This window comes from Flavobacterium sp. HJSW_4 (assembly GCF_042436695.1).
Lineage (GTDB): Bacteria > Bacteroidota > Bacteroidia > Flavobacteriales > Flavobacteriaceae > Flavobacterium.
On record NZ_JBHNPP010000027.1, the window covers coordinates 41,244 to 67,232 of the forward strand.

Below are 25,989 nucleotides of genomic sequence, written 5' to 3' on the forward strand. Positions count from 1 at the left end.
GTTAATAATATAGCACAAAGATATTTGATTCTTCTTTAAACAAATCACAAAAAAATATATTTTTTGCAATCAAAATACTACAAATTATATTTCATCGAAAATATGATGTAGCGCGGTTGAACTGTGTATTGAGAAACTCGTGTAGAGAATTGCGAAAAACTATCATCGTTAAGATATTTAGTATTTAACAAATTGGTTGCCGAAACTTTATATTCCCATTTGCTATTCTTTTTCTGGTAAACCAAACTCGCACTTAAGAAATCATATTCGTTGTCAACCGTTTTATCTCCGTTGTAATAATGATAGAATTCATACTCCGAAACAAAAGAAAAACTATCCAAAAAATAATAATCCAATCTTGCAAATGGCTTATCGGTGTAAAAAGTTGAACCGCTGTATTTGTTAACCAACAAATTATAACCAAACTCAATATTTGGAAGGTTCTTATAATTTGTTGAAGCCCTTACTGTATAACTCTGAACAAAACTTTCTGTAGTTGCCAATTGGTCATTTTGAATATTGTTGAATTTCGACCAATTAAAACTAGCATTTGCAGAAGCTTTATAATTCTTTAAAAATGAACGCCCGTAATTTCCCATTCCTGTAAAAGTTTCATCGGCTAAATTCGAATTGTAAGGAACAGAAGATTGGTTAATTCCGTCAAAATTGGCTTTTGTTTTAATGGCATCAACTTTTCTCGTATAAGTTGCGTTGGCAAAAATGTTCTCAAAATTGAACATATTATATTTAAAATAACGCAACGAATGTACTTGCGAAGTAGCATTTTCTAAGAAACGATTTCCGCGAAACAAACTGCTGTAATCTGACAAAACATAACCCGAAGCCAATTGATTAATATCGGTAAAATCGTTTGTTAAAGAGAAATTATACGTCAGCGTTTCCGATTTTTTGATTTGATATAAAGCAAAGAAATCTGGAAGCACTTTTACGAAATTTTGAGAATAATCACTTCCCAATTGTCCGTTTGTCATTTGATACGTGTGCAAACTTACTCCCGGCGTAAACGTAAATTTTCCGGTTAGAATTTTATAATGAAAACCTAAAAAAGCATCATTAAAACTGTAATCGACATCATTATTATTTTCGGCATCACTCAAATCATTTTTATCGCCATTATCTAACATTTGGAAAATGTGCGAATTGAAATTTTGATATGAATACGTATTTCCAAATGTAATATTGATGTTACTTTTTGGTGTTACCATATAATAGTAATCCAATTTGGCATCTAGTTTATTGGTTTTCACAAAACGATCTTGATTCAAATCATTTCGATTTTGCCCCGTAATATATCCAGACAAATCAAAAGGTTGGGTTCTTAAATTGGCATTGTAAAACGGATTTTCGTCTTGATACAAATGCTGCATTTCGAAAGCAAAAATATTTTTACTGCTTTGCGTATAATACAAACTCAAATTCTGATTGATCGAAGTTGGATCTTGTTTCTTTTGAGTTAAAATCGTTTCTGTTGCTGAAATATTATTTACAACCGATTCACGAAGCAAATCTGTATCTTCATTCTGCTTTGATAATTTGGTTAAAATATCATAATCAAACTGAAACTTATCATTTGGTTTATAAGTCGAACTCAGTTTAAAAAGTCCTAAATTATTCTTTTGATGCGTCTCTTCTTCACGTTTCTGCTGATCTCCAGAATCTAAAATGGTAGTTTGAGATTTGGTCTCTAAATCTGTTTTTGATGTTGAAAGAATTCCGAAACCGCTAATATTCCAAGCTTTATTGACAGAATAGGCAAAGTTTGTTGCGCCAAATTTAGTTTCGATTTCTTTCGCGCGATTGTTTCGAAGCAATGAAATTCCTAAATCATTCGAAGAAATATTAAAACTGCTTCCTCCCTTTTTCATCATATTTTTGAATCCGCCCGTGAACTTAAAATAATCTTGCGCCGTAAGTGGCAATTCTCCAATATTATTAAAATTAGTAATTAAATTTATGCTGTATTTTGGACTATAATAGAACAATTTCGGATTGATGATATAACGACTGTCTAATTCTGCAACGCCAATTCCTGCGGTAACATCTCCAAACCAAAAGTTCTTTTTTCCTTCTTTTAATTTGATATTCATCGCCACATTATCCTGATCGTTTTCTAGACCTTTAAGTGCGCTTACTTCATTGTAATTTCTTAAAACCTGAACTTTATCAATAGCATCAGCTGGAATATTTTTTACGCCTAATTTGGTATCTCCGTCAAAAAAATCTTTCCCTTCCACCATCAATTTGCTGACTTTTTTTCCTTCAACTTCAATTTCTCCGTCAGCGTTTACCTCAACTCCAGGCAATTTTTTCAGAACATCTTCGAGCTTTTTTTCGGTTCCAGATTTAAAAGAATCTGCATTGTAAACGATCGTATCTCCTTTTATAGAAACAGGCATTTCGCGAACAATTTCTACACCTTCCAATTCGATTCCCGTTCCATCCATAACAATATTTTGCGTCATGTTCTCGGCTTTCGTAGCGACAGCAATTTCCTTAGATTTCATTCCCAAATAACTTATTTTAATTGTGTAAGCTGTGTTGGGTTTTAAAGTCAACTGAAACTTTCCTTTATCATTGGTAATTCCGTACGAATCCATTGCTTTTGTGCCATTATTAATCGCCATAATATTGGCCATTTCCAACGGATTTTTCTGTTCGTCTTGAATAAAACCATCAAAACGAACACTTTGCGCAAAAGAAAACGAAGTGATTAAAAAGGCAACGAAAAAATATAACTTGTTCATTAAAAAGAATGCTTAGAATAAATAAAAAAGGCTTAGAATTATCTTCCCATTGGAGGAGGTCCGCCCGCACGACCACGGTTCATTTCTCTAAATTCTTCCATTTTTTTAATTACCGTTTCGTCATATTCTTTTTGAGAAATTACTTTTCCTTTTTTAGAAGGTTTTATTTCCACTTTATCTTTCGCATTCAAAACAATTTTAGAACACAAAATCGTAGTAGTTCCATCGTTGATTTCTAAAATTAAACCTGGAAGTCCCCAATAATTTTCTGGCCCTTGATTAATTGGAATTTCTGGCGTGTACCAAGCTGTTACTGTAATTTCTTTTGGCATTTCAAAATTGTCAGCAAAATTGGTTTTAGTATCTCCCGAAGTCTTTTTTTCTTCCTCCTTTTTGTCCTCTTTTTTAGGTCTGAAGTTTCTAAAATCGGTTTTACTTGCTTGTTTTACAGCTGTTGCTTTATAACAATTGTAACCGCCAATTTGTTTGGTTTCTTGCTCTAATTTCCAATCTAATTTTGGAAGAGAATCTACAACAAGAAATTCTTTCCCCATAAATTCTTTGTCTACGGTATATGTTTTTGTTTTTACATCTTTATAAAAAGTTCCGCCGCCGCCAGTAAGAGAACCAAACATCATACGAAAACCGCCTTGCTGTTGGCCTGGCGCTTCTAGTTTTTCTTCTTCTTTATAAATAGATGCCGATTTATCGAAGTTTAAAACGAATGTTTTTTCGAGCATTTTTTTCATACGCTCTTCCATGTTTTTCTGCATTTCTGGCGTAATGTCTCGGTTTCCGCGCATTCCTTCAAACTTTGGCGCTTGTGTTTTTGACTCGTAAACAGCCATTCCTTGAAAATCTTTTTGCGCTTGAATTTGCAGAGAAACAAGCATTAGAGTCATATATAAAAATATCTTTTTCATTTTATTTTCTTTAAAGTGGGTAAATCCGATAAAACTTACACTCAAATGTATTATTTATTTTAAAATTCAAAAAACTAAATATATTAATCGCAATATGGTATAGATAGAATCGTCTATTTTTTAGACTATTAGATTTAGAAAAGGTTTAAGATCTAAAATTGAAATTTTAAGGAGAGTTTTTCGTAATTTGGTGCTCTTGTAAATTAATTTTCTCATGTCTAGAACTGTGCAAAAAATTTTATTCTTCCTATTTCTTTTCTGTACTTTTCATGCGGTTTCTGCTCAAGATTTGAGCATAAATCCGACTTTAATTTCGCACTATAAAAACACTTCAGACGAATTTTTAGGATATGATTCTTTTGGATATTCCTATCAAATCACCAACAATGTTTTTAGTAAAATTAAAGGGAAAGAGATTTTCGAATACAAGAATATCTCTTTAGGAAAAATTACAAAAGTTGACCTTCAGAATCCGTTAAAAATTGTTTTGTTTTATGAAGATTTCAATAGCGTTGTTTTATTGGATAATCAATTAAATAAAATGACCGAAATTAACTTTTCGCAGAATGCAACTCCGATAGTGGTAAGTGCAATCGGAATGTCGACGCAAAATCAGTTATGGATTTACAACGCTTTAAATCAACAAATTGGACTTTTTGATTATTTAAAAAATGAATATAAAACAGTTTCAATTCCGTTGACTGAACCGATTCAATATTATCAAACCGATTTTAATGCTTTCTATTGGATTGATAAAAAAAACAACTGGTACTCTTGTGACATTTTTGGAAAGATAACGTCGTTGGGCAAAATAACTGATTTTGATAAAATTGTTGTCGTCAATTCTTCGCAATATCTTTTCAGTAAGGATAATTTATTGTACTTTAAAGGGATTAATAAATCCAATTCCGATGTAATTTCTGAGATTAAAATTTTAGAAAAAACCTTTGACAATTTCTATTACAAAGACCAAATTTTATCTATTTTTACAGCTACAGATATATCAAATTATAAAATCGTAACACCGTAATGCACATAGCAATAGCAGGAAATATAGGCGCAGGAAAAACTACTCTGACCAAATTATTGGCGAAACACTTCAAATGGGAACCTCATTATGAAGATGTAGTTGATAATCCGTACTTGGATGATTTCTACCATCAAATGGAGCGCTGGTCATTTAATCTTCAGATTTATTTCCTTAATAGCCGTTTCCGTCAAGTGCAGCAAATTCGCGAAAGCGGAAAGAAAATCATTCAGGATAGAACGATTTATGAAGATGCGCATATTTTCGCACCTAACTTATATGCAATGGGATTGATGACAAGCCGTGATTTTGAAAATTACACGTCTTTGTTTGAATTGATGGAATCTTTGGTGAAAGCTCCAGATTTATTGATTTATTTGAGAAGTTCTATTCCGAATTTAGTGGGGCAAATTCACAAACGCGGACGCGAATATGAAAACTCAATTTCTATCGATTATTTAAGCCGTTTGAACGAAAGATACGAAGCTTGGATCCAAACTTACACGAAAGGAAAATTGTTAATCATTGATGTTGACAACATCAATTTTGTTGATAATCCTGAAGATTTAGGAAATATCATTAATAAAATTGATGCCGAACTAAACGGATTGTTTTAAGATAAAATCTAGATTTATACGAATATAAAAAAGCCTCTAAAATATTTAGAGGCTTTTCTTTTAAGAAAGCTTTGTCAAAGTTTTAAAACTTTGACAAAGCTGTTATTTCGCTGCTTCAACTTTCGCTAAAACTTCTTCTTCAGTTCCTTCAAAAACTTCTGTTGTTGTTTTGCCATCTACTGTTTTAGTAACAGTTCCAGTCGTTTTTCCATTAATATTTTTAACCTCAACTTTAACAGATTCGCTTTCTGTGTGAGCATATTTTCCGTTTGAATCAAAATGAGCCAGACATTTAGCTGTTTCTTCTTCAGAACAGCCTTTTTCTTTACACATTTTAATACATTCTTCTTTTGTCATTCCAGACATATCACCGCATTTAGAGATTCCCGCGTGCATTTCTGATTTAGCGCAGCAAGATGCTTTTCCTGCAATATCTGATGGCGCATGACCTTCTCCTAAAATTGGAGCAACTACCAACCCGATCAAGCAAGTTAATTTAATTAAGATATTCATTGAAGGCCCAGAAGTATCTTTAAATGGATCTCCAACCGTATCTCCTGTTACAGCAGCTTTATGCGCATCTGAACCTTTGTACGTCATTTCACCATTGATCATAACTCCAGCTTCAAAAGATTTTTTAGCATTATCCCAAGCACCTCCTGCATTATTTTGGAAAACTGCCCAAAGTACTCCAGAAACGGTAACTCCAGCCATATATCCTCCTAACATTTCAGCAATTAACTGATTGTTGTCTGAGTAAACTAACTTTCCTAAAAGAACAATTAAAATTGGAAAACCAATCGTTAAAACTCCAGGAAGCATCATTTCGCGTAAAGCGGCTTTTGTAGAAATCTCAACACATTTTCCGTATTCTGGTTTTCCAGTTCCTTCCATAATTCCAGCAATTTCTTTGAATTGGCGACGAACTTCATACACCATATCCATCGCTGCTTTTCCAACAGAATTCATCGCTAAAGCTGAGAAAACTACTGGAATCATTCCACCAACAAACAACATCGCTAAAACTGGCGCTTTAAAAATATTGATTCCGTCAATTCCTGTAAAGGTTACGTAAGCTGCAAATAAAGCCAATGAAGTCAAAGCTGCAGATGCAATTGCAAATCCTTTTCCTGTTGCTGCAGTTGTATTTCCAACTGAATCTAAAATATCGGTTCTTGTACGAACTTCTTTTGGCAATTCGCTCATTTCTGCGATTCCTCCAGCATTATCAGAAATTGGTCCGAAAGCATCGATTGCTAACTGCATTGCTGTTGTCGCCATCATTGCAGAAGCTGCCAAAGCAACACCGTAAAATCCTGCCAAAGCATAAGAAATCCAAATTGCTACGGCAAAAAGAATTACAGTTGGAAACGTAGAAATCATTCCTGTTGCCAAACCTGCAATTACATTTGTTCCCGCGCCTGTAGACGATTTTTGAACAATTGCCAAAACTGGTTTTGTTCCTAATCCTGTATAATATTCTGTTACAGATGAAATGGCTCCACCAACAATTAATCCAACCAATGTTGCATAGAAAACTCGCATTGAAGAAATGGCTTTAGAGCCTTCTCCAAAGAAAGTCATCTGCATGGTTTCTGGTAACATATGTTGCACCAAAAAGAAACAAGCCACAGCAGTTAAAACAATAGAAACCCAGTTTCCTATATTTAATGCTTTTTGAACTTGCGCTTCTTTAGCATTGTCATCTGATATTTTTACTAAAGTTGTTCCGATAATAGAGAATAAAATTCCGAAACCGGCAATTGCCATCGGAAGTAAAATCGGTCCGATTCCGCCGAAAGCATCATTAATACTTCCGCCCATATCTTTTATCACATAATTTCCTAGAACCATTGCAGCCAAAACGGTTGCCACATAAGATCCGAATAAATCAGCTCCCATACCTGCAACGTCTCCTACGTTATCCCCTACGTTATCTGCAATTGTAGCTGGATTACGAGGATCATCTTCTGGAATTCCAGCTTCTACTTTTCCAACTAAATCAGCACCAACATCGGCAGCTTTAGTGTAAATTCCACCTCCTACACGTGCAAATAAGGCGATTGATTCTGCACCTAATGAAAATCCTGCAAGAGTTTCCAAAACAACAGTCATCGTGTCTGTGTCTTTCCAAACTCCATCAGAAAAAAGGTTAAAGAAAATGATAAAAAAAGAGGTTAAACCTAAAACAGCTAAACCAGCAACACCAAGTCCCATGACAGTTCCACCGCCAAAAGAAACTTTTAAAGCTTGCGGCAAACTTGTACGTGCTGCCTGTGTAGTTCTTACGTTTGTTTTAGTTGCTATTTTCATTCCGATATTTCCAGCATAAGCTGAAAATAACGCACCAAAAATAAATGCTATTACGATTAATAAATGTGTTTTTACTCCAGGAATAAAAGTAATTCCCGCCAAAGCTAAACTGGCAATAATTACGAATATGGTTAATAGTTTGTATTCGGCTTTTAGAAAGGCTAAGGCTCCTTCGTAGATGTAATCAGAAATCTCTTTCATCTTACCGTCTCCAGCATCTTGTTTTAAAACCCAAGTCCTTTTTATTCCCATGAAAAGTAATCCTAAAACTGCCATGATTATTGGCAGGTAAATCATAAATGCATTCATAATATTTTAATGGTTTTGGTTAATAGTCAACAATCTAACTAAAACGAATTTAAACAAAAAAGCAATACTCTTAACGGAGTATTGCTTTTTTTACAAATTATAAAGGCTAAAATTATTTAATGCTAAATAATCCTGCTGGTTTATTTTCAATGTCATCAAAACGTTTTGTACACTCAGCGATGATATCGTAAGCTTCTTTAACGTCTCCCCATCCTTCAACATCTACTTTCTTGTTTTCAAGATCTTTGTAAACTTGGAAGAAGTGCTCGATTTCTTTTACTAAGTGAGGATTCATATCAGAAAGATCATTTAATGAATTCCAGATTGGATCTGAAACTGGTACACAAATAATTTTTTCGTCTGGTCCTTTATCATCTGCCATGTGGAATACACCGATTGGCTTAACTTCCATAACACATCCAGGGAAAGTTGGCTCGTTTACCAAAACTAATACGTCAAGAGGATCTCCGTCTAAAGCTAAAGTTTCTGGAATAAATCCGTAATCAGCTGGGTACATCATTGAAGAGAATAACATTCTATCAAAACGCATTCTTTTAATTTCAAAATCGTACTCGTATTTATTTCTGCTTCCTCTTGGTATTTCGATTAATACATCGAAAGTCGTTAATTTGTCTGCGGTCATTTTCGTTTTTTATTGTTTCTATAATTTCGGTTGCAAAAATAACTAAAGAATCTAGTTTTACAATAAAAAACAAGGTTAAATTATCTGTATTAACGTTTAAAAAACAAGCATTTAATAGGTAATTTTTCTATTTCTTTTCTTCAGGTAATAATGCCAGAGCAAATAAGTAGCATAAGAACGATATGGACTCCATTGTTCTGCATGGGTTTCCATCTCTTGTTTATCGTGAATATTGAGCAATTCTTTGATGGTATTAATTACTGCAATATCGCCCAGCGGAATCAAATCGGGCTCTTCTAGACAGAACATCAAATAAATATCAATGGTCCAATTTCCAATGCCTTTTAGTTTTATTAGTTCTTCACGAACTTGTTTTGCCGATTTTGAAGCCAAACTTTCGATATCTAATTCTTTGTTTAAAACCGCTTCCGCTAAAACTTTAATGTATTTTGTCTTCTGACGGCTCACTCCCAAATTTCTAAATTCTTCATCAGACAAAACAACCATGTTTTCGGGATTACATTCTTTATAAGCTTTGATTTTTAAAAATGTGGCTTTCGCCGAATCTATAGAAACCTGTTGTTCTAATATCAGCAAAACCAAAGTTTCAAAACCTGGAGGACGTCTTGGAATTGGAGGCAATCCATACTTTTCTATAATTTCAAGAAATATTGGGTTTTTAGAGGAAAGAAAATCAATGGCTTCCTTCATGATTTTATATTTAAATCTATTTCCAAAATTAAATAAAAAAGTCGCAAAGATTTAAAACCTTTGCGACTTTGTAACTTTAAGCCTTTGCACCTTTAGAAATAGAACCCAAAAGATCCTTTTATTGCAAATTTATGTGCATCTGGCATATCTAGATAATTTCCTCTCCAAGAAAAATCAATACGGAAAACTTTAAAAATATTTCCAATTCCTGCATGATATTCATAATATACTTTATCAGGAGCGTTATAAGGCAATCCCGAAGCATTAATAGCGCGATTGGCATCAGAAATTGTTCCGTGCACTGCTCTTACTCCAACAAATTCTCTCCAATTCAATTTTCTCATGAACGGAATTCTGGCGAACAATCTTCCTCCAAAATCATGATTCCACTGTAAAGTAGTATATTGGTCTGTTACGAATTCGTAGAAATTCAAGTTACTGAATGTATTCTCAATCGTGAAGTAAGTCTGATTACCCGGAATTACACTCATTAACCCTAACGGAATTGTACCAAATGTTTTTCCTGTTTCAACGGTAATATTTGTTCTTCCTAAAGGTCCAATAATAATTGGCTGTCTGTAGAAAACTTGAATTTTTTCGTAAGCAAAATCACTGTCAAAAACACCTTTTAAACCATAACTAAAATTCACAAAGAAATGACTAAAAGGACTATCAACTAAGTCTCTTTCTACACCATAACCAATAGTTTTTCTGTTTGGCATAAACTCAAACTGAATATTGGCTTCAGACTGCTTTACCATACTTTCTACAACTCCTGCAGGATTTGCTGCTGTTGGTAAAGTCGTGTAATAATCTAAACTAAATGTCTTTGAAGCAGATTCTAATGTTCGATAAGAAAGCCCAGCCGAAACAATAAAATTCTTTTTAGCCTCCATTTCAACAGAAACATTGCTCAGATTAATATTGGTCAATTTTCCATTACTTCCTGTTGTAAATAAAGCTGAAGAAGCAAAACTTCTTCCTAAGACATCATTTGTAGTCGTTAAACTCGCACCAATTTGCTCAATGTCACGCCTATTTCCTCCAGAGATAATAACACGGTTTTTCTTGTCTACCATCCATTTTCCAGAAACTCCGTATTTGAATTTATTATCGTCAAATCCGTAAGCTGTGTAGGCTTGAATACGCCAAGGATCATTCGGTCCAAAATAAGTTCTTCCTCCTACTCTTAGCCTCAAACCTTCAACCTCATTATATCCAAAAGTTGAAAAAATTGGACCGTAATCGAAGTTTTTAAATTCGACATAACCACTTCCCAATATCGAGACGAGATTATACAGTTGCTTAAATCGCTTGACAGTTTGTAATGTATCGAGCATTTTATAAATTCCCTGTTCGTCTTTATTTAGTTTTTCAAAACGATTTTCTTCCCAGAATTCAGGCGGTCGTTCATAAACTGCGTTATCAATAAAATTGACTTCTTCTTTATAAAACTTCTCAGGTTTCTGAATATTGAATTTATGATTTCTGTACAAAGTGGTTCTTTTACCATAAACTCCTTTTGATTTTTCTTTTTTATTCAAAGCAAAATCAGACATCATGTAATCACGAGTCAAAAGGAAAACAGAATCATTTTGTACATCAAATTCTTGCTCGATATAAATATCTTTTACCCAGTTAATATTGGCACTTTTAGTTACGCCCATATTAATTTTCTTGATCGCAAAAGTGGTATCATTAACCCAAAAATCTCCTTTAAAGGTTAATTCGTTTTTACGTCTTGGATAGAAAACAATATTATAACACCATTTTTTATCTACAAAAGCACTGTCTTTTAATACATAATTATAGACATCGATTCCTGTTCTTGAAAGCGGACTCGTAAAACTTTTATCAAAAAATTTAAGGTGATTATCGTAAATATTATAATCTGAATAAAGATCTTTTACAAAAGATAAAATCTGTTGATTTCCGTTAAAACCAGACATTTTATTTCCTGTTATATTTTCTTTTACTTTCTTTAATTTGTTGTCACCGTAAACATCATAAACCGATTCGTTGATAAAAACTGGTAAATATGTTTTTCCTGTAACATCTGAAGTATCAACATGATTAAAGATAAACTCCATTCCCTTGAAAAGTTTATTTTTCATGAATGCACTATCAATAGTATTCATGTCAAATTCTACTTTTTCATACTTCTGCATCTGATATTGATTAAACTGGTAAAGTCCATTTTTACGTTTTCTTTCCCAGATTTTCCTCAAAATATCCAATGCTGGATTGTTCTTTTTAGAAGTTTTACCTGTAAAAATTACAACTTCATTTAGCGCTTCGGCTTCGCCTAAAACAATTTTGAAATTATAATTAACTGCTTTTTCTAAAGGAACTTCTTTATCTGAAAATCCTGCCGAAGTAACAATAAGTGCCGTATAAGTATTTGGCGATTCTAAATAAAAACGGCCGTCTTCATTAGAAACGATTCCGATATTAGAACCTTTAAATACAACATTTGCAAAAGGTATCGGCTGATTGATTTTGTCCAAAACAACTCCACTCACCTTAGTTTGTGCAGTAGCAACATTCGCAAAAGCAAATACAATATATAAGAGAAGTAAAGTTAATTTGTTCATTATAAAGTAAAAAAAAACTTCACCAATCCATGTTGTCTGATGAAGTTTTATGAGTATTATGTATTTGTATTATTTATATAATACTTTTTTAACTGCTTTTACTACATCACCTGCATTTGGCAACCAGTCTTTAAGCAATACTGGAGAGTAAGGTGCAGGAGTATCTGCAGTTGTAATACGTTGAATTGGCGCATCAAGGAAGTCAAATGCTTGCTCTTGAACGATATATGAAATTTCAGAAGAAATACTAGCAACTGGCCAAGCTTCTTCAAGAATTACTAAACGGTTTGTTTTTTTAACAGAAGTAAGAATAGCATCTTTATCCATTGGACGAACTGTTCTTAAATCGATAATCTCACAAGAGATTCCTTCTTTAGCTAATTCATCAGCAGCGATAAAAGCTTCTTTGATGATTTTTCCGAAAGAAACGATAGTTACATCTGTTCCTTCACGTTTGATATCAGCAACACCAATTGGAATTGTATATTCTCCGTCTGGCACTTCACCTTTGTCACCGTACATTTGCTCAGACTCCATGAAGATTACAGGGTCATTATCACGAATTGCAGATTTTAAAAGTCCTTTTGCATCGTAAGGAGTTGAAGGAACGATAACTTTAAGACCTGGAGTGTTAGCAAACCAGTTTTCTAAAGCTTGTGAGTGAGTAGCTCCTAATTGACCAGCAGAAGCTGTTGGTCCGCGGAAAACGATAGGCACATTAAATTGTCCTCCTGTCATTTGACGCATTTTAGCAGCGTTATTAATAATTTGATCAATACCAACTAAACAGAAGTTGAATGTCATATATTCTACAATCGGGCGGTTTCCGTTCATTGCAGAACCTACTGCAATTCCTGAAAATCCAAGCTCAGCAATTGGAGTATCGATTACTCTTTTTTCACCAAACTCAGCAAGCATTCCTTTAGAAGCTTTGTAAGCTCCGTTGTATTCTGCAACCTCTTCTCCCATTAAATATATGGATTCATCGCGACGCATTTCTTCACTCATCGCTTCGCAAATGGCCTCTCTAAATTGTATTGTTCTCATATTTTATATTGTATGTTGAATTTTCTGAAGAGCAAAAATAAATATTTTAAATAACTTAAAAGCATAAATTGAATTTAAAATCGTACGAACTTCAATCTGTTCTGCCATTTTAACTTTTTTATCTTTATTGTGATATTTACGAAATCGATATAATAACGTATAATCCACACTTAATCGCTGTAAAATATTTTTTAGACAAACTTTTATCTATTTATTTAATTCTTGTTTCTCCAAAATTCATTCACTAAAACGTAAAAAATCAAAAATTAGTATTTATCATACAAAACCAATTTAGCCACAAGAGATCGATTATTGCAAAATTCCTAACAATCAGATTAAATAGCTGTTTTTTATTTTTTAGATTCCGATGAAATTCATTTCAAACTACAGAATCTGCGAAATCGTAATAGTTTTAAAAAATATTATGCATGCATAGTATAATTATTCCAAATTAAATTCTAAATTTGTAGAAGCATATTATAAATTCAAAATATATACTTATGAAAATACTAGTTTGCATCAGCCATGTACCTGATACTACTTCAAAAATTAACTTTACCAACGGTGACTCTGAATTTGACACTAACGGTGTACAATATGTAATTAATCCTAACGACGAATTTGGTCTTACACGCGCTATCTGGTTCCAAGAACAACAAGGAGCAAATGTAACGGTTGTAAACGTTGGAGGTCCTGATACTGAACCAACATTGCGTAAAGCTTTGGCTATTGGTGCAAACGAAGCAATTCGTGTTAATGCAAATCCTACTGACGGATTTTTTGTTGCTAAACAATTGGCAGAAGTAATTAAAAATGGTGGTTACGATTTAGTAATTGCTGGTAAAGAATCTTTGGATTATAACGGAGGAATGGTTCCTGGAATGATTGCTGGAATTTTAGGTTCTAACTTCTTAAACTCTTGTACAGCGTTAACGATTGACGGAAACAATGTAAAAGCGGTTCGTGAAATCGATGGTGGAAAAGAAACCGTTAGCACTACTCTTCCTTTAATCATTGGAGGTCAAAAAGGTCTTGTTGAAGAAAAAGATTTACGTATCCCGAACATGAGAGGAATTATGACAGCTAGAACTAAAGCGCTTACTATTCTTGAGCCAGTTGATGCTGCTGTAAATACAAAAGCGGTAAAATTTGAAAAACCAGCTCCAAAATCGGCAGTAAAATTAGTTTCTGCAGATAATTTAGATGAGTTAATCAATTTATTACACAACGAAGCAAAAGTAATCTAGTAAATAGTTTTCAGTCTCGGTTTTCAGTTTTCAGCTATAACTTGAAACTTTAAACCTGAAACTTTAACCTCAAAACAAAAAAATCATGTCAATATTAATATATGCAGAATCTGCAGAAGGAAAATTTAAAAAAGTTGCTTTCGAATTAGCTTCTTACGCTAAAAAAGTGGCAGAATCATTAGGAACTACGGTTACAGCTTTGACTGTAAACATCAGCGATGTTAGCGAATTAGGCAAATACGGAGTTGATAAAGTTCTAAAAGTAACCAACGACAAATTAGCTGGTTTTAATGCAAAAGCTTACGCTGATGTTATCAAACAAGCGGCTCAAAAAGAAGGAACAAAAGTAGTTTTACTTTCTTCTACAACAGACAGCATCTACCTTTCTCCACTTGTTGCAGTAGGTTTAGAAGCTGGTTTTGCTTCAAATGTAGTTGGATTGCCAGTTAGCACTTCTCCATTTCAAGTAAAAAGAAATGCTTTCTCAAACAAAGCTTTCAATATTACTCAAATCGATACAGATGTAAAAGTTCTTGGCTTAGCTAAAAACTCTTACGGCCTTTTTGAAAGCGCAGGAGCTGCTGCTGCTGAAGATTTCACCCCAGCTGTTGGAGACAATGACTTCGGAGTAAAAGTAGAATCTGTAGAGAAAGTTTCTGGAAAAGTTTCTATCGCTGACGCGGATATCGTAGTTTCTGGCGGACGTGGATTGAAAGGTCCTGAAAACTGGGGATTAGTTGAAAATCTAGCTGAAGTTTTAGGCGCTGCAACTGCTTGTTCTAAACCAGTTTCAGATTTAGGATGGAGACCTCACAGCGAGCACGTTGGGCAAACAGGAAAACCAGTAGCAACAAACTTATACATTGCAATTGGTATTTCTGGAGCTATTCAGCACATTGCGGGTATCAACTCTTCTAAAGTGAAAGTTGTCATCAATAACGACCCAGAAGCTCCTTTCTTTAAAGTAGCTGATTATGGCATTGTTGGAGATGCTTTTGAAATTGTACCGCAATTAACAGAGAAATTAAAAGCTTTCAAAGCTCAGCATTCTTAATACAAAGAATTCTCTTTAAAAATATTGCTGCCTAAAAACAAGATGTTGTATCTTTGTTTATAGGCAGCTTTTTTGTTCCATATTTTTTGATTAAAATTGCAGCTTTATTTTCTAATCAAAAACAGTATTAAAATAAGGCGCTAAGTGCCTTTTTTACAAACATATATGAGTCTAGTAAAATTATCCATAAAAGGAATTTCATACAGTCAAACTCAAAATGGCGCTTATGCCTTAATTTTGAATGAAGTCGACGGCGAAAGAAAATTACCTATTGTTATTGGTGCTTTTGAAGCCCAATCGATCGCTATTGCTTTAGAAAAAGAAATAAAACCGCCACGTCCTTTAACTCACGATTTATTCAAAAATTTTGCTGAAAGATTTGATATCGTAGTCAAACAAGTTATCATTCATAAATTAGTTGATGGCGTTTTTTATTCAAGCTTAATCTGCGAAAGAGATAAAATAGAAGAAATTATCGACGCAAGAACTTCTGATGCTATTGCACTTGCTTTGAGATTCAACGCTCCTATTTTTACTTATAAAAACATTTTAGATAAAGCTGGTATTTATTTAAAATCGAATACTGCTGAAACAGATTCTGGAGCTCAGGAAATTGATGATGTTCTTTCAAACCCTGAAACTTTCGGACACGAAGAAGAAAGCAATCAATCTGGAGACGTCTATTCAAAACATTCTTTGCAAGAATTAAACGAACTTTTGGATCAAGCAGTTTCTCAAGAAGATTACGAAAAAGCAGCTAAAATTAGAGATGAAATCTCTAGAAGATAAATTCAATGTTTAATCGTTGAACCGTTTATTCGTTAAATCGATTAAACAATTAAACGAATAACCGAAAACAAACAAATGAAACAATACTTAGATTTAGTAAAACACGTTTTAGAAAACGGCAATCAAAAAGGAGACCGAACCGGAACTGGAACAAAAAGTGTTTTTGGCTACCAAATGCGTTTTGATTTAAGTGAAGGTTTCCCAATGGTTACAACTAAAAAACTTCATTTAAAATCTATCATTTACGAATTGCTTTGGTTTTTAAAAGGTGATACGAACGTAAAATACCTTCAAGAAAACGGAGTTAAAATCTGGGATGAATGGGCAGATTCTAATGGCGATTTAGGGCCAGTTTACGGTCACCAATGGCGCAATTGGAATAGTGAAGAAATTGATCAGATTTCTGAATTAATTAAAGAATTAAAAACAAATCCGAATAGCAGAAGAATGTTGGTTTCAGCTTGGAACCCTTCGGTTTTGCCAGATACCAAAAAGTCTTTTGAAGAAAATGTTGCCAATAACAAAGCAGCATTACCTCCATGCCATGCATTTTTCCAGTTTTATGTAGCTAGTCCAGATCCTGAAAAAGGAGAAACAAAAGGAAAATTATCTTGCCAATTGTATCAGCGAAGTGCCGATATATTTTTGGGCGTTCCTTTCAATATTGCTTCTTATGCATTGCTTACCATGATGATTGCACAAGTTTGCGATTTAGAGCCAGGTGAATTTATCCACACTTTTGGCGACGCACATATCTATAACAATCACTTTGAGCAATTAGAATTGCAACTTTCGAGAGAACCAAAACCATTACCAAAAATGATTTTAAATCCAGAGATTAAAAACATTTTTGATTTTGATTATGGTGATTTCACACTTGTTGACTATGATCCGCATCCTGCTATAAAAGGAAGTGTCGCTGTATAAAAACAAAAAATCCGCTTTAAAATTAAAGCGGATTTTTTTATACAATTAAAACACTGTTTTCACTTCCAGCAAAATCATTCCATTTATAAGAATCGGCTTCTGGATCATTCACATAATTTCCATCAACCAGATACTTAAATTCGTATATAGCATCTTTAACCAAGTCATAAGTTGCTTTAAAAGTTCCATTTTTCAATTTACTCAAAGTCCCTTCTTCAGCGTTCCAATTATTGAAATCTCCAACAACAGCTGCCGAATCTGCATCCTTAGCATCTATTGAAAACGTAACTTTACATACCGGCTTCGTTTTCACAAATTGTTTTTTTAAAGACATAACTATTTCGTTTTTAGATTTATACATCTAAAATTAATTAAATTCGATGAAACACTGGCTACCATCAGAACCGATTTATGATAATGCCAAAAACAGCATCTTATTTTCGCTTTATCTGCAATTTATAATGGCTAAAATTTTGTTTTTCAAATTCTTATAACTTTTAAAAGCAAATATTCCTAATCCAAAATATGGACTTTCGAAAATAAATTTTAACTTTATAATCTCATTTTTATCTTATGGAAAAAGAAGTACACGAACAATACGAATACGCTAGGCGCCGATTAAGACAAAAAAAGGTCTTATATTTTCATTTTGTTCTTTTCCTGCTTGGAAGTTTATTTTTGTTTATTGGCAATAAATTTTTTGGACTTGGAGAAGGCACAACTCAAAATTGGTGCATCTGGGGTATTACAATCTGGCTTTTCCTTTTTATTCTGCATTTCATAAAAGTGTATATAACAGATCGTTTTATGAATAAAAAATGGGAAAGAGAACAAATTGATCGATTAGTTGCTTTACAGCAAAAAAGAATCAGTCAGCTCGAATCTTCTATTAACGAAGAAAATGAAAACAAAATTTAGTTAGGCATACCATGATTATAATGATAGCGGCTGCAGCCGAAAATAATGCGCTTGGAAAAAACAATGAATTAGTATGGCATTTGCCAAATGATTTTAAAAGGTTTAAATCGCTTACTACTGGTCATCACATTATTATGGGAAGAAAAACTTTTGAAAGTTTCCCAAAACCACTACCAGACCGCATTCATGTTGTAATTTCTCGTCAAGAAAATTATAAACCTGAAGGGTGTATTGTAGTAGATAGTATTGAAAAAGCAATTGCAATTTGTCCTGAGGATGATGACAGCTACGTTATAGGCGGTGGCGAAATTTACAATCTTGCTCTTCCATTTACAGATATTATCGAATTAACGAAAGTTCATCACACTTTTGAAGCAGATGCTTTCTTTCCTAAAATCAATAAAAGTGAATGGATTTTAGTAGAATCTGAAGAAAATTATAAAGATGAAAAACATCTTTATGATTATACTTATGAAACTTACATTAGAAAATAAATAAAAAACATCCTCTTTAGGGAGGATGTTTTTAAATAATTGATTTTTGAAGCTCAACTCGCTCAAGAAAAATTTTGTTTAAAAAAATCACAAATGTCAAGAGACATTTGTAAAACTGAATAACATTTTATTATTTGAGACCTAAATCTCAAAACGCCTTTAACAACAAATACCACTAAGATATTAAAGGCAGAAAATTAAAATTTCCAAAAACAAATTTAATCCTAAGAACGTACTTTGCACTTAAATTATAGTATTTCCCCCCAAAGAACAATACTTTCAAAACTCTTTCCTGAACAAATGAAATTACCAGCGCAAAAAAAGTAATCATCTGTTTGAGTCATAGCAACATTATCAATCATTAAACTTTAATCATTTTACTTTGACAAAGTTGCTCATAATGGCGCTACTAGACAATACCGTGTTTTAGGGATTTTGCCAAAATACCTAGATTTAGGGATGCCAAAACACGCCTCTAATTTGTTAAAAAATAAATCCTATAAAAACATTTATTTTACAAATTAAAAAACTCAATTACAGTTAAACTAGATTGTTTATATTTGCCTAAATAAAAAAAATGTCTGAAAAAGTAACTCCGTATAAAGACTCTACCTTAGGTAAAAAAGAGCAAGTAACCCAAATGTTTGACACCATTTCTGGGAATTACGATAATTTGAATCGTGTAATTTCATTTGGAATTGATGTTAAATGGCGTAAAAAAGTATTAAAAATTGTTTCAGACAAAAAACCAAAAGTTATTCTGGATATCGCAACAGGTACTGGCGATTTAGCTATTTTAATGGCACAGACTAATGCTGAAAAAATTATTGGTCTAGATATCTCTGCCGGAATGCTAGAAGTTGGTAAAAAGAAAGTAGAAGAAAAAAAACTTTCTAATATTATCGAACTAGTTCTGGGAGATTCTGAAAATATGCCTTTTGAAGACAATTACTTTGACGCAATTACTGTTGGTTTTGGAGTAAGGAATTTTGAAAACCTTGAAAAGGGTTTTGCAGAAATCTTAAGAGTTTTAAAACCAAATGGAGTGTTTGTTATATTAGAAACTTCTGTACCAACTAAATTTCCTTATAAACAAGGCTACAATTTTTACAGCAAAAATATACTTCCATTAATCGGAAAATTATTTTCTAAAGATAATGACGCTTACGGTTATTTATCTGAATCTGCTGCTGCCTTTCCTCATGGAGAAGCCTTAAACAATATTTTGAGAAAAATTGGGTTTATAGATGTTGTGGCAATGCCTCAAACTTTTGGTGTCGCAACAATTTATTCTGCATCTAAAAAATAGTATGAAAAAAATTGTAATCTTATTTTTATTGGTCTTAACGACAAAAGGACATTCGCAATTTGCTAAAAACATGTTTAGCAAAGATCCTATCATTAATCTTGAAAACTGGCAGAAACAGCGAGTTTATTTCGGTTATTACTTAGGTTTCAACAGTTTTGACTTTAAATTTGATTACAAAACTCCTGTACAGCAAGATATTCAGGTTAAAAAAACTACCGGTTTTAATGTTGGTGTCGTAGCCGATTTAAGGCTTCAGGAATATATTAACCTGCGTTTTGAACCTGGTTTGTATTATACTAAACGTGATCTTTTTTTTCCTGGCATCAGTGATAAAGAAAGCGATTATCTAAGAGAAGTAAATAGTACTTACATTCACTTTCCTTTATTATTGAAATTTTCTGCTATGCGTACAGGAAATATACGCCCGTACTTGGTTGGCGGCATGTCTACGACTTTAAATTTATCTAGTAATGCTAAATCTAAAGACGATAACTTTGAGCAGAAATTTAGAGTTAAACAATGGACAGCCGCTTATGAGCTAGGTTTAGGAATTGATATTTTTACCGAATACTTTATTTTCTCTCCTTCTGTTAGAGGAATGTTCGGCATTACAGATGAGCTTATTAGAGACAATACTCCAGACAGCCCTTGGACTGGAAATATTGATTCGATGAAATCTAGAGCGATTTTAATAAATTTCACTTTTCATTAAAACAAAATATCAACTATTTCGTTTAAATTCACTAAGAATAATTGCTGTTGCAGTAGCTACATTTAAACTTTCGGTTTTTTGAAGCTCTCCAAATCTAGGAATTGTGAGACGGCTGGTTACTATTTTTTCAATTTCTTCTGAAATTCCGTTGGCTTCATTACCCATGATAATGATTCCATCTTGAGGTAATTTCGATTGATAAATATTTTCTCCGTCCATAAAAGTTCCAAAAACTGGCAGTTTAGTTTGAGCAAGAAAAAGTTTTAAATCAACATAGCTTACATTTACTCTGGTAATTGACCCCATTGTAGCTTGTACCACTTTCGGATTATAAATATCTACCGTTTCTTTAGAACAGATAATCTGCTTAATACCAAACCAATCGCACAGACGCAAAATAGTTCCTAAATTTCCGGGATCTCTAATGTCGTCTAATGCTAAAATTAAACCCGAATCGATTATGTTCTTTTCGGCTGGAATTTTAAAAACCGCCAAACAAGAATTTGGAGTCGACAAAGCACTTATTTTTTTCAGTTCTTGGTCATTAATAAGAGTACGTTTTGAAGCATGAACTGTTTCAAAATCATTCAATGTGGTGTATAAATGTTCTAATTCAAAATTGGATTGCAGCAATTCTTGAATTACTTTTACTCCTTCAGCAAAGAATAATTGATTGGCAAAACGTTGCTTTTTTTGATGTAAACCTGAGATAAGCTTTATTTGGTTTTTACTAACCATAAAATAATGTACTTTTGAATTAAATATTAAAAAACACTTGAAAAATAATTCCACAAAAATAACAGCATTTCTTCTAATTGCAACATTAATTTGCGCTTGTAATGCCGTAAAAAGAGTTCCCGATGGAAAAAACCTTCTTGTAAAAAATAATATTCTGGTTAACGGAAAAGCAACAAACGATGAAACGGCTTCTAATCAGATGTACCAAAAACCAAATGGTAAATTATTAGGTTATAAGCTTCGATTAAATTTATACAATTTAGCCAATTTAAATCCAGATTCTACTTATCAGGCAAAATTCAAAAACAATCCTGGAAAGTATGAGCGTATGTCTAAAATCTTTTCTGCAAAACAAGTCGATCGTCTTGGGCAATCTTTTTATTATAAAGGAATACATGAGTTTCTAAAAAACACTGGTGAGCCACCTGTAATCGTTGATACTTCAAAATCTAGAAAATCATTATTACGTTTAAAATACTATTATTTTAACAATGGTTATTTTAACGTTCAAACCGATTATACTATTGATACAGTTGGAAAAAAGAGGGCCGAAATTAATTACAATATTACAACGGGACCAGCTTACAAACTGGATACTATTAGAACCAAAATAATGACTCCTGCACTAGATTCATTATACAGAACTAATAACGAACCTTCTTTATTAAAATCTGGAAATCAATACAAAACTACAGATTTTGAAGAAGAAAAAAACCGTATTACAACATATTTCAGAAATCACGGCGCTTATTATTTCCAGCCTACTTATGTAACTTTTGACATTGATACCATTGGAAAAAAAGCAAAAGCTGATGTTACTTTAATTATTAATAACAATAATATTCAGGAAAGAGATTCTAGCCGTACAGAGCCTTTCAAACTATATAAAATTAGCGATGTAAATATTTACACTGATTATTCTGCAGCCAATGCTAAGAAAAAACCAACAGACAGTGTCTCTTACAACAACTTTAATCTGTACAGTTACAAAGGATTAAAATACAGACCGCGTGCTATCACCGATGCTATTTTCATTTCAAAAGGAAGCACTTTTGCTGATTTCAGAACTACCCTTTCTTCTCGATCTTTAAATAATTTAAGAATCTTCAACTATCCGTCTATTCAATATGAAGTAGACAAAAGAGATTCTACAGCTCAATCTCTTATTGCAAATGTTTATTTGACTCCGAGAAAAAAATACAGTTTTGGAGCCACACTGGATGTAACGCACTCTAATATTCAAGATTTTGGAATTGGAGCCAGTATTTCTGAAACGATTCGAAATGTATTTAACAGAGCCGAGACGCTCGAAATTTCAGCTCGTTTAAATATTGGTTCTTCTAGAGATATGGCCAATCCGAACAACAATTTCTTTAATGTTTCGGAATATGGTTTGGACATGAAATTGAATTTCCCGAGAATTTTATTGCCTTTTGGAACCGAGAAAATCATTCCGAAAAGTATGATTCCGTATACTTCTATCTCCTCTGGTTTTTCGAAACAGCGAAATATTGGTTTGGACAAAGAAAACTTTACAGGAGGTATCTCATACAACTGGACGCCAAAACGTCATAATACGGCGAAATTAGAATTGTTGAATGCCCAGTTTGTTCGTAACTTAAATCCAGACAACTACTTTAATGTTTATACGTCTTCTTATGATGACTTGAACGGAATTGCACAAAATTACAATCAACAAGCTTCAAATGTTGACACAAACGGAAACTTAATTGTACCTACAGGAACAACAGGATTTACCAATGATGTTTTAACAGGACAAACCGGTTTAACACCATCTAACCCTCAATACCAAGAAGTTGAAAGTATTGAAGAAAGAAGAATTCGTTTGACTGAAAATGATTTCATTCTAGCAACGAGTTTTTCTTTTACCAAAACAACTAAAAAAGATTTAGCAGATAATAATTTCTATCAATTTAGAACAAAAATAGAATCAGCTGGAACTTTATTATCTCTTGTTTCTGAAATTGGAAATCTTCAAAAAAATTCAAGAGGAAATTATGAGATTTTCAACCTAGAATATTCAGAATACGTTAAAACAGAGTTTGATTATATAAAACACTGGGATTTTGGAAAAGAAAAAGTTTTAGCGGTTAGAAGCTTCTTCGGGATTGCGGTACCGTTTGGAAATTCAAACTACATTCCGTTTTCACGAAGTTATTATGCCGGAGGTTCAAATGATAATAGAGCGTGGCAGCCATACTCACTTGGTCCCGGAAGTACAAATGCTCTAAACGACTTTAACGAGGCCAATATGAAAATTGCTGCAAGTGCCGAATTTCGTTTCAAAATTTTCGGAGATGTGAAGGGAGCGCTCTTCGCAGACGCCGGAAATATCTGGAATGTGCTCGATAATGTTGTAGATCCAAAAGCAAAATTTGACAACTTAAACGATTTAGAAGAAATTGCTTTAGGTACAGGATTTGGTTTAAGATACGATTTGAGTTTTTTTGTTATTCGTTTAGATTTAGGGTTTAAGACTTATAATCCGGCGCATGAGAAGGGAGACCGATGGTTTAAAGAATACAATTTTGGGCACTCGGTTTTAAATTTTGGTATAAATTATCCGTTCTAATGCTAATTAATTCTTATTTTTGCAACCTAAAAACTAAAAACAACTATAAAAAAAATTACAATGGCACATAACATTAAACCAGGAGTAGCTACAGGAGATCAAGTACAAGAGATCTTTAATTATGCTAAAGAGAAGGGTTTTGCTCTTCCAGCAGTAAACGTTACTGGATCAAGCACAATTAATGGAGTTCTTGAAACTGCAGCAAAACTAAACGCGCCAGTTATCATTCAATTTTCTAACGGTGGAGCTCAATTCAACGCTGGAAAAGGATTATCAAACGCAGGTGAAAAAGCAGCAATCGCGGGAGGAATCGCAGGAGCAAAACATATTCACACTTTGGCAGAAGCTTACGGTGCAACTGTAATCTTACACACTGACCACTGCGCAAAAAAACTTTTACCTTGGATTGATGGTTTATTAGATGCTTCTGAAAAACACTTCGCAGAAACAGGAAAACCATTATTCAGTTCTCACATGATCGATTTGTCTGAGGAGCCAATCGAAGAAAACATCGAGATCTGTAAAGAATATTTAGCTAGAATGAGCAAAATGGGCATGACATTAGAAATCGAACTTGGTATTACAGGTGGTGAAGAAGATGGTGTTGACAACTCTGATGTTGATAGCTCAAAATTATATACTCAACCAGAAGAAGTAGCTTACGCTTACGAAGAATTATCTAAAGTGAGCCCTAAATTTACAATTGCTGCTGCTTTCGGAAACGTTCACGGTGTTTACAAACCAGGAAACGTAAAATTAACTCCAAAAATCTTAAAAAATTCTCAAGACTTCGTACAAAACAAATTCAACACAGGACACAATCCAGTTGATTTCGTATTCCACGGAGGTTCAGGTTCTACACTTGAAGAAATCAGAGAAGGAATTAGCTACGGAGTTATCAAAATGAACATCGATACAGATTTACAATTTGCTTACACTGAAGGAATCCGTGATTATATGGTTAAAAATCTTGACTATTTGAAATCTCAAATCGGAAACCCAGAAGGTGCAGATGCTCCAAACAAAAAATACTATGACCCAAGAAGATGGGTACGTGAAAGTGAAGTAACATTCAACGCAAGATTGGAGCAAGCTTTTGCAGACTTAAATAACGTGAATACACTATAATTTTAGATATCTGATTTTAGATTTTAGATTTCTTTCTGGAATCTAAAATCTAAAGTCTAAAATCTTAAATCTTAAATTTTAAAAAATGGCTTGGTTTAAAAGACAAGAAAAAGGGATTACGACCGCTACAGAAGACAAGATGGACGTTCCGAAAGGATTGTGGTACAAATCTCCTACTGGAAAAATTATTGATGCTGACGAATTAGCGAGAAATTTATTCGTAAGCCCTGAAGATGATTTTCACGTTCGAATTGGAAGCGCAACCTATTTTGAAATTTTATTCGACAACAACGAATTTGTTGAGTTAGATAAAAACATGACATCTAAAGATCCTTTGCATTTTGTGGATACAAAAAAATATGCAGAGCGTTTGAAAGATGTAATGGAAAAAACTCACTTAAAAGACGCTGTACGTACGGGAGTAGGAAAATCTAAAGGAAGAGAACTTGTAATCTGCTGTATGGATTTTGCATTCATCGGTGGATCTATGGGAGCTGTTGTAGGTGAGAAAATTGCTAGAGGTATTGATCACGCTATTAAAAACAAACTTCCGTTTGTAATGATTTCTAAATCTGGTGGAGCTCGTATGATGGAAGCCGCTTATTCTTTAATGCAATTAGCAAAAACTTCTGTAAAATTAGCTCAATTAGCTGAAGCTAAATTACCTTACATCTCTCTTTGTACAGATCCGACAACTGGAGGGACAACTGCATCTTACGCTATGTTAGGAGATATCAATATCTCTGAGCCAGGCGCTTTGATTGGTTTTGCTGGTCCGCGTGTTGTACGTGACACTACAGGGAAAGATTTACCAGAAGGTTTCCAAACTGCTGAGTTCTTATTAGAACACGGTTTCTTAGACTTTATCACGCCAAGAAAAGAATTGAAAGATAAGATCAACTTATATATCGATTTGATTCAAAACAATGATATCCGATAGTTTTTAAACTATTTAAAATAGAAAATCCCAAGAATTGCTTCTTGGGATTTTTTTTTGTTTTAAACCATATACATATAGTAAAATAAAGCTTTCATTTGAGAGAGACAGCCTTGCTGGAGGCATGTGGAAATCCTACTTTTAACTCGCTTTTCTCAAATCCTTTTTTAATTCTCGTTCAGCAATTTTAAAAA

22 protein-coding genes are annotated in these 25,989 nt (G+C 33.4%); 13 read left to right on the plus strand and 9 right to left on the minus strand.

All coding sequences use genetic code 11. The annotated features are described in order from the left end of the window. Window positions 1-77 precede the first annotated feature (77 nt). Together ACE01P_RS19920 and ACE01P_RS19925 are read right to left on the minus strand one after the other, a co-directional pair. Complete coding sequence (locus tag ACE01P_RS19920; RefSeq protein WP_379700787.1) at window positions 78-2,765, minus strand: carboxypeptidase-like regulatory domain-containing protein; 2,688 nt, start codon at window positions 2,763-2,765, stop codon at window positions 78-80. Window positions 2,766-2,803: 38 nt separating this feature from the next. Next, window positions 2,804-3,688 (minus strand): GLPGLI family protein, encoded by an 885-nt coding sequence (locus ACE01P_RS19925; RefSeq protein WP_379700788.1) that lies wholly within the window; start codon window positions 3,686-3,688, stop codon window positions 2,804-2,806. A gap of 214 nt (window positions 3,689-3,902) precedes the next feature. Between ACE01P_RS19925 and ACE01P_RS19930 the strand changes: the two genes are divergently transcribed. After that, window positions 3,903-4,718, plus strand: coding sequence for a hypothetical protein (locus ACE01P_RS19930; RefSeq protein WP_379700789.1), 816 nt, complete (start codon window positions 3,903-3,905; stop codon window positions 4,716-4,718). Then, window positions 4,718-5,332, plus strand: coding sequence for a deoxynucleoside kinase (locus tag ACE01P_RS19935; RefSeq protein WP_260672371.1), 615 nt, complete (start codon window positions 4,718-4,720; stop codon window positions 5,330-5,332). Before ACE01P_RS19930 ends, ACE01P_RS19935 begins: the two co-directional genes overlap by 1 nt. A gap of 102 nt (window positions 5,333-5,434) precedes the next feature. Here the strand turns inward: ACE01P_RS19935 and ACE01P_RS19940 are convergent, their stop codons facing one another. From ACE01P_RS19940 to ACE01P_RS19960, 5 genes are all read right to left on the minus strand, one after another. Next, window positions 5,435-7,954 carry a sodium-translocating pyrophosphatase gene (locus ACE01P_RS19940; RefSeq protein ID WP_379700790.1) on the minus strand — a complete coding sequence of 840 codons (2,520 nt, stop codon included), beginning with the start codon at window positions 7,952-7,954 and terminating at the stop codon, window positions 5,435-5,437. Between the two features lie 112 nt (window positions 7,955-8,066). Beyond that, window positions 8,067-8,597 carry an inorganic diphosphatase gene (locus tag ACE01P_RS19945; protein ID WP_379700791.1) on the minus strand — a complete coding sequence of 177 codons (531 nt, stop codon included), beginning with the start codon at window positions 8,595-8,597 and terminating at the stop codon, window positions 8,067-8,069. A 111-nt stretch (window positions 8,598-8,708) separates the two neighbouring features. Next, complete coding sequence (locus tag ACE01P_RS19950; RefSeq protein WP_379700792.1) at window positions 8,709-9,308, minus strand: DNA-3-methyladenine glycosylase family protein; 600 nt, start codon at window positions 9,306-9,308, stop codon at window positions 8,709-8,711. Between the two features lie 92 nt (window positions 9,309-9,400). After that, window positions 9,401-11,902: a DUF5686 family protein gene (locus tag ACE01P_RS19955; RefSeq protein ID WP_379700793.1), complete on the minus strand. Its 2,502-nt coding sequence runs from the start codon at window positions 11,900-11,902 to the stop codon at window positions 9,401-9,403. A 69-nt stretch (window positions 11,903-11,971) separates the two neighbouring features. Continuing rightward, a complete protein-coding gene (locus ACE01P_RS19960; RefSeq protein ID WP_379700794.1) occupies window positions 11,972-12,949 on the minus strand; it encodes a pyruvate dehydrogenase complex E1 component subunit beta in 978 nt (325 codons plus the stop codon). Between the two features lie 500 nt (window positions 12,950-13,449). On the opposite strand from ACE01P_RS19960, the gene ACE01P_RS19965 reads away from it, so the two are divergent. The 4 genes from ACE01P_RS19965 to ACE01P_RS19980 all read left to right on the plus strand — a co-directional run bounded on the left by ACE01P_RS19965 (window position 13,450) and on the right by ACE01P_RS19980 (window position 16,966). Beyond that, window positions 13,450-14,196 carry an electron transfer flavoprotein subunit beta/FixA family protein gene (locus tag ACE01P_RS19965; protein WP_198854647.1) on the plus strand — a complete coding sequence of 249 codons (747 nt, stop codon included), beginning with the start codon at window positions 13,450-13,452 and terminating at the stop codon, window positions 14,194-14,196. Between the two features lie 85 nt (window positions 14,197-14,281). Next, window positions 14,282-15,250, plus strand: coding sequence for an electron transfer flavoprotein subunit alpha/FixB family protein (locus ACE01P_RS19970; protein WP_379700795.1), 969 nt, complete (start codon window positions 14,282-14,284; stop codon window positions 15,248-15,250). Between the two features lie 165 nt (window positions 15,251-15,415). After that, on the plus strand, window positions 15,416-16,039 hold the full coding sequence (locus tag ACE01P_RS19975) for a bifunctional nuclease domain-containing protein (RefSeq protein WP_379700796.1): 624 nt from the start codon (window positions 15,416-15,418) through the stop codon (window positions 16,037-16,039). 75 nt (window positions 16,040-16,114) lie between these two features. Next, window positions 16,115-16,966: a thymidylate synthase gene (locus tag ACE01P_RS19980; protein ID WP_379700797.1), complete on the plus strand. Its 852-nt coding sequence runs from the start codon at window positions 16,115-16,117 to the stop codon at window positions 16,964-16,966. A 37-nt stretch (window positions 16,967-17,003) separates the two neighbouring features. Here ACE01P_RS19980 and ACE01P_RS19985 read toward each other — a convergent pair whose 3' ends face one another. Further along, window positions 17,004-17,300 carry an isoamylase early set domain-containing protein gene (locus ACE01P_RS19985; RefSeq protein ID WP_379700798.1) on the minus strand — a complete coding sequence of 99 codons (297 nt, stop codon included), beginning with the start codon at window positions 17,298-17,300 and terminating at the stop codon, window positions 17,004-17,006. A gap of 239 nt (window positions 17,301-17,539) precedes the next feature. Between ACE01P_RS19985 and ACE01P_RS19990 the strand changes: the two genes are divergently transcribed. From ACE01P_RS19990 to ACE01P_RS20005, 4 genes are all read left to right on the plus strand, one after another. Further along, window positions 17,540-17,884, plus strand: coding sequence for a 2TM domain-containing protein (locus ACE01P_RS19990; RefSeq protein ID WP_379700799.1), 345 nt, complete (start codon window positions 17,540-17,542; stop codon window positions 17,882-17,884). Between the two features lie 11 nt (window positions 17,885-17,895). After that, entirely contained in the window at window positions 17,896-18,378 is a 483-nt protein-coding gene (locus ACE01P_RS19995; protein WP_379700800.1) for a dihydrofolate reductase, read from the plus strand. 577 nt (window positions 18,379-18,955) lie between these two features. Continuing rightward, complete coding sequence (gene ubiE / locus ACE01P_RS20000; protein ID WP_379700801.1) at window positions 18,956-19,687, plus strand: bifunctional demethylmenaquinone methyltransferase/2-methoxy-6-polyprenyl-1,4-benzoquinol methylase UbiE; 732 nt, start codon at window positions 18,956-18,958, stop codon at window positions 19,685-19,687. A gap of 1 nt (window position 19,688) precedes the next feature. Next, complete coding sequence (locus ACE01P_RS20005) at window positions 19,689-20,399, plus strand: porin family protein (protein ID WP_379700802.1); 711 nt, start codon at window positions 19,689-19,691, stop codon at window positions 20,397-20,399. A 9-nt stretch (window positions 20,400-20,408) separates the two neighbouring features. Here the strand turns inward: ACE01P_RS20005 and ACE01P_RS20010 are convergent, their stop codons facing one another. After that, window positions 20,409-21,137, minus strand: coding sequence for an RNA methyltransferase (locus ACE01P_RS20010; protein WP_379700803.1), 729 nt, complete (start codon window positions 21,135-21,137; stop codon window positions 20,409-20,411). Window positions 21,138-21,174: 37 nt separating this feature from the next. Here ACE01P_RS20010 and ACE01P_RS20015 point away from each other — a divergent pair, with 37 nt between their 5' ends. The 3 genes from ACE01P_RS20015 to accD all read left to right on the plus strand — a co-directional run bounded on the left by ACE01P_RS20015 (window position 21,175) and on the right by accD (window position 25,798). Then, on the plus strand, window positions 21,175-23,730 hold the full coding sequence (locus ACE01P_RS20015) for a BamA/TamA family outer membrane protein (RefSeq protein WP_379700804.1): 2,556 nt from the start codon (window positions 21,175-21,177) through the stop codon (window positions 23,728-23,730). 60 nt (window positions 23,731-23,790) lie between these two features. Continuing rightward, the gene (fbaA, locus tag ACE01P_RS20020; RefSeq protein ID WP_035645669.1) at window positions 23,791-24,858 is read left to right on the plus strand and encodes a class II fructose-bisphosphate aldolase; all 1,068 of its coding nucleotides are present in this window, start codon (window positions 23,791-23,793) and stop codon (window positions 24,856-24,858) included. A gap of 85 nt (window positions 24,859-24,943) precedes the next feature. Beyond that, window positions 24,944-25,798: an acetyl-CoA carboxylase, carboxyltransferase subunit beta gene (gene accD / locus ACE01P_RS20025; RefSeq protein ID WP_026728501.1), complete on the plus strand. Its 855-nt coding sequence runs from the start codon at window positions 24,944-24,946 to the stop codon at window positions 25,796-25,798. Window positions 25,799-25,989: the final 191 nt, after the last annotated feature.